The 9,864-nt window shown below is 58.3% G+C and carries 10 protein-coding genes and 1 tRNA gene; 1 reads left to right on the top strand and 10 read right to left on the bottom strand.

Annotation, left to right across the window (positions count from 1 at the left end; translation table 11 throughout):
* Nucleotides 1-184: 184 nt before the first annotated feature.
* The 5 genes from BM269_RS26435 to BM269_RS26415 all read right to left on the bottom strand — a co-directional run bounded on the left by BM269_RS26435 (nucleotide 185) and on the right by BM269_RS26415 (nucleotide 3,032).
* On the bottom strand, nucleotides 185-763 hold the full coding sequence (locus BM269_RS26435; protein ID WP_170860492.1) for a hypothetical protein: 579 nt from the start codon (nucleotides 761-763) through the stop codon (nucleotides 185-187).
* Nucleotides 764-894: 131 nt separating this feature from the next.
* Nucleotides 895-1,200, bottom strand: a complete 306-nt coding sequence (locus BM269_RS26430) for a HigA family addiction module antitoxin (RefSeq protein ID WP_090444658.1) — start codon at nucleotides 1,198-1,200, stop codon at nucleotides 895-897.
* A 15-nt stretch (nucleotides 1,201-1,215) separates the two neighbouring features.
* Nucleotides 1,216-1,485, bottom strand: a complete 270-nt coding sequence (locus BM269_RS26425) for a type II toxin-antitoxin system RelE/ParE family toxin (protein ID WP_090444655.1) — start codon at nucleotides 1,483-1,485, stop codon at nucleotides 1,216-1,218.
* A 231-nt stretch (nucleotides 1,486-1,716) separates the two neighbouring features.
* Nucleotides 1,717-1,792: transfer RNA gene (locus BM269_RS26420), tRNA-Asn, on the bottom strand.
* A gap of 37 nt (nucleotides 1,793-1,829) precedes the next feature.
* Entirely contained in the window at nucleotides 1,830-3,032 is a 1,203-nt protein-coding gene (locus BM269_RS26415) for an amino acid aminotransferase (protein WP_090444652.1), read from the bottom strand.
* A gap of 110 nt (nucleotides 3,033-3,142) precedes the next feature.
* Here BM269_RS26415 and uvrB point away from each other — a divergent pair, with 110 nt between their 5' ends.
* The gene (gene uvrB, locus BM269_RS26410; protein WP_090444648.1) at nucleotides 3,143-5,209 is read left to right on the top strand and encodes an excinuclease ABC subunit UvrB; all 2,067 of its coding nucleotides are present in this window, start codon (nucleotides 3,143-3,145) and stop codon (nucleotides 5,207-5,209) included.
* Nucleotides 5,210-5,380: 171 nt separating this feature from the next.
* On the opposite strand, the gene BM269_RS26405 is transcribed toward uvrB, so the two are convergent.
* The 5 genes from BM269_RS26405 to BM269_RS26385 form a co-directional block, all read right to left on the bottom strand.
* Entirely contained in the window at nucleotides 5,381-6,040 is a 660-nt protein-coding gene (locus tag BM269_RS26405) for a peroxiredoxin (protein WP_090444644.1), read from the bottom strand.
* 70 nt (nucleotides 6,041-6,110) lie between these two features.
* Complete coding sequence (locus BM269_RS26400) at nucleotides 6,111-6,425, bottom strand: hypothetical protein (protein WP_090444641.1); 315 nt, start codon at nucleotides 6,423-6,425, stop codon at nucleotides 6,111-6,113.
* Nucleotides 6,422-7,717: a TolB-like translocation protein gene (locus BM269_RS26395; protein WP_090444637.1), complete on the bottom strand. Its 1,296-nt coding sequence runs from the start codon at nucleotides 7,715-7,717 to the stop codon at nucleotides 6,422-6,424. The genes BM269_RS26400 and BM269_RS26395 overlap by 4 nt, the downstream gene beginning before the upstream one ends.
* An 83-nt stretch (nucleotides 7,718-7,800) precedes the next feature.
* Nucleotides 7,801-8,730 carry a leucine-rich repeat domain-containing protein gene (locus BM269_RS26390; RefSeq protein WP_090444634.1) on the bottom strand — a complete coding sequence of 310 codons (930 nt, stop codon included), beginning with the start codon at nucleotides 8,728-8,730 and terminating at the stop codon, nucleotides 7,801-7,803.
* Nucleotides 8,731-8,739: 9 nt separating this feature from the next.
* On the bottom strand, nucleotides 8,740-9,714 hold the full coding sequence (locus BM269_RS26385) for a hypothetical protein (protein ID WP_090444631.1): 975 nt from the start codon (nucleotides 9,712-9,714) through the stop codon (nucleotides 8,740-8,742).
* Between the last annotated feature and the right edge of the window lie 150 nt (nucleotides 9,715-9,864).

Here is a 9,864-nt window from a genome sequence, read left to right as displayed (position 1 = left end):
CTCAAGAATCCCGTGATGTGGAAAGAAGGCGTCTGGCGGTAACGAACAGGCATTACCGGCCAGCACGAATCATGGGTATTTCAGCAGCCTGCTAGCGCCCGCTTAGCCATAAATAGTCCATGAAAAGCAAAAAACCCAACCGGGTTAGGGCTGGGTTCTCATATTCACTCCGCATTGAGTGCAATCAATCGCATTTAAAAGCAGGCTGCAGATCATCAATGGGATTGAGTACCGCGCCCTCCGGGGTTGGCTGAATTTCCTTGACAATCAAGTGGCACTGCTTGGTAGTCAGATTAACGTCGAGCCTGCCCTCGTAGTCTTTCCCGGCCTTCGGCGTGAAAGTGGCGGCAATATAACCTTCACAGCTCCAGCTACCTATGCCAAACGACGAAAGAATGGTGATCGGCTTATCAGGATTGACATCGAACTCGTTGTAGTATTGGTAACCGCCCGAATCGGCGTCTTTCGAGTCCTTGGTTTCCGGGATTCCCTGCTTGCCGTTGTTTGCCTTGCCTCGGGCTGAGGAAATGGCCTGGCCTATAGAGCCTGAAACGGTTTCAGCGCCAACTTTTTTAAAGAAGCTCGTCTTGTAACAAGCTTTATCCTTGTAAAGCCACATGCCAGTCCCATTCTTGCCGAAAAGCCTGATGCGCGAGCCAGCCACTTGCTCGCTTGCGTTGACTTCATCAGCGGCGGCAGCCGGAGTCATGGCGGCGCCATACAGGACAACAAGACATACGGCCAATGTTGCGCGGATATCCATTTTCGTAAACATTATTTCAGTCCCAGGGAAAGCAAAAAGCCCAACCGGTTAAGGCTGGGCTTTTCTATGTTCTGGCTCCCCTCCCCGACCTGGACTCGAACCAGGGACCTGCGGATTAACAGTTCGGCTATCTACACTTCTGCATCTAACGGCTCGATCTGTTTGGCGATCACTTCTCCAGCCACTGTTTCGGCCACGCGAAGGTCATAGGCAGTTTGCAAGTTCAACCAGCCTTGCGCTTCGCTACCAAAATAGCGCTCCAAACGCAGGGCCGTATCTGCCGTCACGCCGCGCTGGCCCTTGGTGATTTCGCTGAGACGAGAATAAGGAACGTGCAATGCCATGGCCACCGCACGAACGCTAACACCCATAGGTTTTATGTAGTCCTCCATCAAAACCTCACCCGGGTGAATGGGGCGCATTCCATTCTTTATCATGATGTACTTGCTCCGCTAATGAGGATCTTCGATCTTCACGTCATAGGGGCCATTTGCGCCCCACCTGAAGCTCAGCCGCCATTGATCGTTGATGCGGACGTGCCAAGCGCCGTGATACTCCTTCAAATCGTTGCCCGGCGGCGCCTTCATAAAATTCACCGACGGCGCCGCGTCGAGCTGTGCCAACTTACGTTCGGCTACGCTCTTGATGTTGACGAAGCGGCGGCTCTTGCCTGTCGTGAAGAGAGTCTCCGTATCGGGACAAGCAAAGGTCTGGATCGACATGCTACAATCCTATCCGTTATCCGGATAACGGTCAACATGAGTACCACAGCGGCGAGATCTGTTCGGCGAACGTTTTCCCGACCATTGCTTCGACCACGCAAACGTCGCAGGCAATTACTGCCGATCGATTGCTGGAGACCACAGGTAACGTGGTTTTCCATACTGGACGCTCGCAGAAATGAAGATAAATGCAAAAAGCCCAACCGGTTAAGGCTGGGCTTTTCTGTGTTCTGGCTCCCCGACCTGGACTCGAACCAGGGACCTGCGGATTAACAGTCCGTCGCTCTACCGACTGAGCTATCAGGGATCATTCTCCGACCGCATTGCGATCAGAGAGCAGCATATTAAAGGACCTTGGCGATGGCGTCAACTACCACATCAATATTCTTCGAATTCAGCGCTGCAACGCAGATACGGCCGGTGTCCACGGCGTAGATCGACTGTTCGCGCAGCTTGCCCACCTGCTCTTTGGTCAGGCCGGAGTACGAGAACATGCCGATCTGCTCGCGCACGAAGTCGAAATCATGGCCAGGCGCCTTGGCTTTCAGCTTCTGCACGAAGGTTTCGCGCATTTCCTTGATGCGCACGCGCATGCCGGCCAGTTCGTCTTCCCACATCTGGCGCAGTTCAGGAGTGGCCAGGGCGGTTGCCACGACCTTGCCGCCGTGGACCGGTGGGTTGGAGTAGTTGGTGCGCACCACGCGTTTCAGCTGCGACAGCAGGCGCGATGCCTCTTCCGCGGAAGCCGCCACCACGCTCAGGGCGCCCACGCGCTCGCCATACAGCGAGAAGGACTTGGAGAAGGAGTTCGACACCAGCAGTGCCACGCCGGTGGCGGCGAAGCGGCGCACCACGGCGCCGTCTTCTGCGATGCCAGCGCCGAAGCCTTGGTAAGCCATGTCCAGGAACGGTACCAGGCCGCCGGCGACGACAGCGGCGATCACCTCATCCCACTGGGACTGGGTCAGGTCGGCGCCGGTCGGGTTGTGGCAGCATGCGTGCAGCACGACGATGGAACCGCGTGGCATGGCCTTCAGCGCAGCCAGCATGGCGGCGAAATTCACGCCATGGGTGGTCTCGTCGTAGTAGGCGTAGTTGTTGACTTTGAAGCCGGCGCTTTCGAACAGCGCGCGGTGGTTTTCCCAGCTCGGGTTGCTGATGTAAACCTCGGAATCCGGGGAGAAGCGCTTCAGGAAGTCGGCGCCGATTTTCAACGCGCCGGTGCCGCCCAGTGCCTGCACGGTCACGGCACGTTTCTCTTGAATTACGGCGCTGTCGGCACCAAATACCAGCTCTTGCACAGCCTTGTCGTAAGCTGCCAGGCCTTCGATTGGCAGGTAGGTGCGCGGGGCGTGCTGCTCGATCAGGATTGCTTCCGCCTTTTCCACGCACTTCAGCAGCGGCACTTTGCCATTGTCGTCATAATAGACACCTACGCCCAGGTTGATTTTCGCCGGGTTAGTGTCTGCATTAAAGGCTTCGGTGATGCCGAGGATCGGGTCGCGCGGGGCCATCTCGATGGCGCTGAAAACGGAAGAGTTCGTCATGGTTAGATTGGTAACGTTTTGGGGCGGGTCGATGCAAGAACAAGCCGGCTCCCGAAGAAAATCCGGTCAGGGCCGCCGACAATCGCATATTCTATCAAAGGTCTGCACTAATGTCTGATTCCCAAAATACGGCTGCTCCGGCACCGGAAGTTATCACTTTCCCAGATTCGCCTTATCGGCTGCACCAGCCCTTTCCTCCCGCCGGCGACCAGCCCACCGCCATTGATGCGCTGTGCGAGGGGATTGACGACGGTTTGTCCTTCCAGACCCTGCTCGGCGTGACCGGTTCGGGCAAGACCTACACCATGGCCAACGTGATTGCGCGCAAGGGACGCCCGGCCATTGTGTTCGCGCCGAATAAGACCTTGGCAGCGCAGCTGTATTCCGAATTCCGTGAGTTCTTCCCCGAGAATGCGGTCGAGTACTTCGTGTCGTACTACGATTACTACCAGCCGGAAGCCTACGTACCGCAGCGCGACCTGTTCATTGAAAAAGACTCATCGATTAATGAGCACATCGAACAGATGCGGCTGTCCTGCACCAAATCGCTGATGGAACGGCGCGACGTGGTGATCGTGGCCACCGTGTCGGCCATTTACGGTATCGGTAATCCGAACGAGTACCACCAGATGATCCTGACGCTGCGTGCCAAGGACCGCGTGTCGCAGCGCGACATCATCGCGCGCCTGATCCAGATGCAGTACACACGCAATGAGGTGGACTTCGGCCGCGGCACCTTCCGCGTACGCGGCGACACCATCGACATCTTCCCGGCCGAACACGCCGACCTGGCGGTGCGCCTGGAGATGTTCGATGACGAGCTGGAATCGATCCAGCTGTTCGACCCACTGACCGGCAAGGTCAAACAGAAGATCCCGCGCTTCACCGTGTACCCAGGCTCGCACTATGTGACGCCGCGCGCCACCGTGCTGCGCGCGATCGAAACCATCAAGGAGGAACTGCGCGAGCGGCTGGATTTCTTCCGCCGCGAGAACAAGCTGCTGGAAGAACAGCGCCTGGAACAACGCACGCGCTTTGACCTGGAAATGATGGCGGAAGTCGGCTTCACCAAGGGCATCGAGAACTACTCGCGCCACCTGTCCGGCGCCAAGCCGGGCGACCCGCCGCCAACCCTGGTCGACTACCTGCCGCGTGACGCGCTGATGTTCCTGGACGAATCGCACGTACTGATCGGCCAGTTGTCTGCCATGTATAACGGCGACCGTTCGCGCAAGACCAACCTGGTGGACTACGGCTTCCGCCTGCCTTCGGCATTGGATAACAGGCCGCTGAAGTTCGAGGAGTTCGAGTCGAAGATGCGGCAGACAGTGTTCGTCTCCGCCACGCCGGCCGAATACGAGAAGAAGAATGCCGGCGCGGTGGTCGAACAGGTGGTTCGCCCGACCGGCCTGGTCGACCCGCAAGTGATCGTGCGCCCTGCCCACACCCAGGTCGACGACCTGCTGGGTGAGATCAACGACCGCATCGAAAAGAACGAGCGCGTACTGGTCACCACGCTGACCAAGCGCATGGCGGAGCAACTGACCGAATACCTGGGCGACCACGGTATCAAGGTGCGTTACCTGCACAGCGATGTGGAAACGGTGGAGCGCGTGGAAATCCTGCGCGACCTGCGGATTGGTACGTTCGATGTGCTGGTGGGGATTAACCTGCTGCGCGAAGGCCTGGACCTGCCCGAGGTGTCGCTGGTGGCGATCCTGGACGCCGACAAGGAAGGTTTCCTGCGTTCGGAGCGTTCACTGATCCAGACCATCGGCCGCGCGGCGCGTAACCTGAACGGTGTAGCCCTGCTCTATGCGGACAATATGACCGACTCGATGAAGCGCGCGATCGACGAAACCGAGCGGCGCCGGGCCAAGCAGATCGCCTATAACGAGAAGATGGGCATCGTGCCGCGCGGCGTGAAGAAGATCATCAAGGACATGATCGATGGCGTCTACAGCAGCGCTGCGCGCGAACAGATGGTGGTGACCGAGGAAGCGGCAAAGTACGAAGCCATGAGCGAGAAGCAGATCAGCAAGGAGATCAAGCGCCTCGAGAAGCTCATGCTCGATCACGCGAAGAACCTGGAGTTCGAGAAGGCAGCGCAGGTGCGGGACCAGCTGCACCACCTCAAGGAGCAGCTGTTTGGGGCGCCAGGGGCAGATGCGCTTTGAAACCGGTAAACCAGGGTCTGACCCGCAGGGTCAGACCCTGTCCGCGCAGCGGCCACGGGTTGCGGTTGTGCGCCGTTGATCTTCTTCGAACGTCAAAAGCCTCGCACCAGAACCTTCGGCCGTGAAACCGCACGGGGTCAGACCCTTGGGTCTGACCCAGGTTTACCGGTTTTAAGAAGGCTGCTTGACGATCCGCAGATAAGGCTTAGGCGCCTTCCACCCACCGGGGAACAGGTTCTTGGCATCATCATCGCTGACCGAGCCAGCGATAATCACATCCTCCCCGTCCTTCCAGTTCACCGGCGTAGCCACCTTGTGCTTGGCAGTCAGCTGCATCGAATCCAGCACGCGCAGGATCTCGTCGAAATTACGGCCGGTGGTCATCGGATAAGTCAGCATCAGCTTGATCTTCTTGTCCGGACCAACGATGAACACAGAACGCACGGTAGCATTGGTGGCAGCGGTGCGGCCATCCGAAGTGCCAGGCTCCTCGGCCGGCAGCATGTTGTACAGCTTTGCGACCTGCAGGTCGGTGTCGCCGATCATCGGATAATTCACCTTGGCGCCCTGGGTTTCCTCAATGTCGCTGGCCCACTTGCTGTGGTTTTCCACCGGGTCGATCGACAGGCCGATGATCTTGGCATTGCGCTTGGTGAACTCAGGCTCGATCTTGGCCATGTAGCCCAGCTCAGTGGTGCAGACCGGGGTGAAATCCTTTGGGTGCGAGAACAGGACGGCCCACTGGTCGCCAATCCATTCATGGAAATCGATCGGGCCTTTGGTGGTCTGGGCTTTGAAATTCGGTGCGGTATCGTTGATGCGCAGGGACATGACAGCTCCTTTAATGATTGGCATGGCGGGATCAGTATCGTGCCATGCCGTCATTATCAAGGCAACATGTTTAGTCGAGAAGTTTGCCGAACAGCGAGACACCATCGCCGATCAGGTCGATGACATCGATCCCGGTGCTCATGCCATCGATGACGTCCGCCGCGCTGTTGCCCTGCGCCTGTGGCCGCGGCGGTGGATGCTGGGCCAGGCGCTTGCGGGCCTCTTCCATGCGCGCGTGCTCCGCGTCGCGTTGCGCAATCACTTCCGGCGCAAGCCTGGCTTCCGCAGGCAAGTCGGCGCCGCAGTACAGGCAGCGCGCCACGCTGCGATTCAAGATGCCGCGATTGCAGCCGGTGCAGCGGAACTTGGGTTCAAGTTGTTTCATGCGGGCATCTTATCATGCACCAGCACCGCACCAACCAGGTCGCCTTGCGATACCAATGACGAGCGCCCTTGCGCATCCAGCGCAAACAGGCCGCGGCCGTTGCTGTAGACAATGGCGCCATTCGGCGTGATATCAAACGAGCTCACATTGCTAGCCACCACCGATTCACTACCGTTGCGGGTGCGGCACACCAACTGCCACGACGAGGGCACCAGCGAAGGAATCCCGCCGATACTGGCTTCCCGCCGCAGTGCGCGTTCCGCGTCAATGCGCTTGCCCTGCAAGACGATATCCTTCAGGTCCGCCTGCATCGGCGTGCCGCTTGCGCCGGTCAGCGGTTTGCGCGAGTACATCAGCGAGAAGAAATTCAGGTAATGGAACAATGCGCGCAACAAACGGAATGGGAAGTACAGCGTATCAAGCACTACGTTCCCGGCGTTGTACTGCGGCGGCTCATAAGGCCTGCGGATGAAGAACAGCGCTCCGTCAGGTGCCACACGCGGCGACAGGAAGTCATAGCGCGGATCTTCCAGCACCGGTGTAATGCGGCCGGTCGCCGTATTCAATTGCTGTAGTGTCGCATGACCGGTTGCCGCCCAGCCGCCATGCTGGTTGCGCCCGATCGCAGCCGACTGGTAGATCACGGTGGCATCGTCACCCGGCACCGCCGTTGGCGCTGAGTCGATGGTATCGCCGCCGGTCAGCTCGCGCAGGCCATCGCCATTGCTGCGCATGGTTGCGATGTGGCTGACGCCACCCTGCGCAAGCACAGTGCAAAAGATGGTTTCGCCTGAGGGCGACAGGCACATGCCATCGAGCTGCAAGTGCTGACGATGCAGCAAGCGCTCTTCATGCCCGCTGGCGATATCGTAGGAAAACAGCCCGCCCATGCCATGGTCTGCCTGGAAGTACAGCAGCTTGTCTTCAGCGGTAAAGAGTGCCGACGAAATCAGGAAAGGATCGGTGTGGCGGTCGAAATCACGATAATTGCCCTGCGCAGCAACGCCGAAGGCCGTGTCTTTTTTCCACGCATTTTTCTCGCGGCTACGCTCCGCCCGATCCATCGCCTGCTGCGCGTAAGGGCTGGCTATCTCCTGCACTGCGCCATAGCCGCCCTGAACGAACAGCTTGCCGTTGGCCACCCAGCCGATCTGCATGGGCGGTGCATTGCCGCCCATGGCTTGCGCCGGCGCCGGGGTTTGCGAGCCGGCTGGCTGTACATACTGGTTGGTTGACTTATAGAACAGCACCACCAACAGTACAACGATTCCCAATAGGATCAGGACATGCATGGATCACCTTCAATGAGGAGCCGCACAGGCGGCAAATTCGGATGATTATATTGCCATTGCCCGGCAGAAAAAGTCACGGAAAATCACAGCTTGAATGTGACAGTCTTGATCTTCCCGCCCCCGATCAATTCGAGTTTCAACTTCCGGCCCTTGGCCCGAGCCAGCTCCTGCAGCAGCTTGGGGGTCGCGACAAAGTCCCGCAGCGTAATGAATCGCCCAAGCCGCAGCGCAGGAAGGTCGAAAAGCGGGGCGAAATCGTGATTCTTCAGCTGGATCTCGAAGATGAACTCTTGCAGCGCCGGGAAGTTTCTCAGGAATTGCAGGTCGTCGAACGTATGCTTCCCTGCCACGTGGAGTACTTCGAGCATCGGCAGTGAATGAATGGGCGTCAAGTCTTCGAGCTTTGAACAATTAGAGATGCACAGATGGCGCAGCGCCTTCAGTTCACCCAGGGCCGAAATGTCTGCCAGGTTGCGCAGTAGCGAAATATCGAGCTTTTCCAAAGACTGGAGGCGCTCTATGCCTCCCAGGTCCACCGGGCTGCCCTGTGCCAGGCAGAGAGTAGTGATTTGCGGCGCGTTCGATAGCAGCCGGAGATCCTTCGCAGGACAGCCCCACAGGGCCAATGTACGCAGGCTTTCGCATTCGAGCAGCGAAGGCGTGAAGTAGTTCTTCCATGAGAACGAACAGGTCTCCAATTTCGGGAAGGCAGAGAAATCGATCGACTGGCCTTTTACGGCAGACTTGATTGCATCGCTCAAACGCAGGTAGGGGAGGTCTTTGAGGAATTTCAGGCTATCGAAATCCATCACGCCAACTGCAGTACTGACCGACAGTCTCCTGATCTTTCCGGCCGCGTCCTCAAAGGCCGATAAGTCTGGGAAGTCACCGGCGAACAGGCACAACTCGTCGAACGCCATTGTCTGGATGGCCGCCACGCTCGTCTCGTGCATGCCGTCATAAAGGGCCAGCACCCGCACGCCGTCCCAATTCAAATAGTGCGGTTTCCTCATCCTGGTTTCCTATTCCTTTACCGCCAACCGGTAGAGACTTTCCGCCACTCGCCCCCAGTCGCTGCTGAGCGCATCGGCGAACTGGTGGTGGTTCTGGATTTGCGCCGCCAGTTCCAAGGCGGGTGCGACCAGCTCCCTCAGCTTGTCGTTCCCCAGGTTGACGAATTCGTCGACAGTGAACAAGACAGGCTTTCCACTGGCCAGCACATCGAACGGCAGCATCGGAAAATAAGATCCCTTCCAACGCTTATCGACTTGCCAGATTGCGGTCGTCCACGGAAAGCAAGTCAGGGGGATATGGGAGCCATAATTGTCGAGCAAGGCTCGAACCCCGTCGAACATGTGACCACGAGGGCGAACGGCGATCGCATCGGATTCCGGCGAAAGTTTGAAGCCCACCTCCCCTAACGCCGTTTGTAGCTTGTCCCGTGCGGCTGCCCTGGCGCTCTCCAATGTTCGCGCTCCACCTGCGACTGGGTAGTTTGCCTCGGACAGGTCCGACATCGCAGGAATCGGCGGGGCATCAATGGGCAACCGACTCTCATAATACGGATACACAAACTGGCCGGCCAGCGCATTCCGGACATCGGCTGGCGTCGCAAACAAGCCCAGGAATTCGGCAACGGTTTTCGCTACCAGATCTTCGTCAATGGTCCCCTTTTCCCAAGCGTAGGTGCCAACGACACCGCGTGGCGAAATGTCGCCGGCCAACGGGGACTGGAGGGTTTCAACGCTCAGTGCCGCGTTGGCATCAAAAAACGCTGGGATGGAAACGAGCACGCTGACCATGTCGCCACCATAGCGGTCCTTGTTGATCATCACGGTGTGGACCAGGTCGCCGTGCCTGCAGGCATACACGGACTTCGACAGCGCCTTGCCCAGCGCAGCAATCCTTGTTTTCAGTGCTTTCACAAAAGCGAAGCCGGCGGCGTAATCAGGTTGGTGCCTGGCAGCCTGGCCTTTGGGAGTTGCCCAGCTTCGCAATCATTTATCTTCATTTGCGACCGCGATCAAGGAATCCCACACATGTTCCGTAGCCTCCGCGCCGGGGAACATCACCACGTCCAATCGGCATACATTTCAACAACGCCAGGAAGGCCGAAGCACGCACGGTCGGCCTGGCGCTCTTGGAGG

It is taken from the genome of Duganella sp. CF458 (assembly GCF_900113115.1).
Lineage (GTDB): Bacteria > Pseudomonadota > Gammaproteobacteria > Burkholderiales > Burkholderiaceae_D > Rugamonas.
This window is presented reverse-complemented; position numbering and strand designations above follow the sequence as displayed.

Excerpts from the sequence above, each read along its gene's own strand:
- BM269_RS26425 (WP_090444655.1), bottom strand. The coding sequence starts at position 1,485 with ATGTCGATCCAGACCTTTGCTTGTCCCGATACGGAGACTCTCTTCACG.
- BM269_RS26435 (WP_170860492.1), bottom strand. The coding sequence starts at position 763 with ATGGATATCCGCGCAACATTGGCCGTATGTCTTGTTGTCCTGTATGGC.
- BM269_RS26400 (WP_090444641.1), bottom strand. The coding sequence starts at position 6,425 with ATGAAACAACTTGAACCCAAGTTCCGCTGCACCGGCTGCAATCGCGGC.
- BM269_RS26415 (WP_090444652.1), bottom strand. The coding sequence starts at position 3,032 with ATGACGAACTCTTCCGTTTTCAGCGCCATCGAGATGGCCCCGCGCGAC.
- BM269_RS26395 (WP_090444637.1), bottom strand. The coding sequence starts at position 7,717 with ATGCATGTCCTGATCCTATTGGGAATCGTTGTACTGTTGGTGGTGCTG.
- BM269_RS26405 (WP_090444644.1), bottom strand. The coding sequence starts at position 6,040 with ATGTCCCTGCGCATCAACGATACCGCACCGAATTTCAAAGCCCAGACC.
- BM269_RS26430 (WP_090444658.1), bottom strand. The coding sequence starts at position 1,200 with ATGATAAAGAATGGAATGCGCCCCATTCACCCGGGTGAGGTTTTGATG.
- BM269_RS26390 (WP_090444634.1), bottom strand. The coding sequence starts at position 8,730 with ATGAGGAAACCGCACTATTTGAATTGGGACGGCGTGCGGGTGCTGGCC.
- uvrB (WP_090444648.1), top strand. The coding sequence starts at position 3,143 with ATGTCTGATTCCCAAAATACGGCTGCTCCGGCACCGGAAGTTATCACT.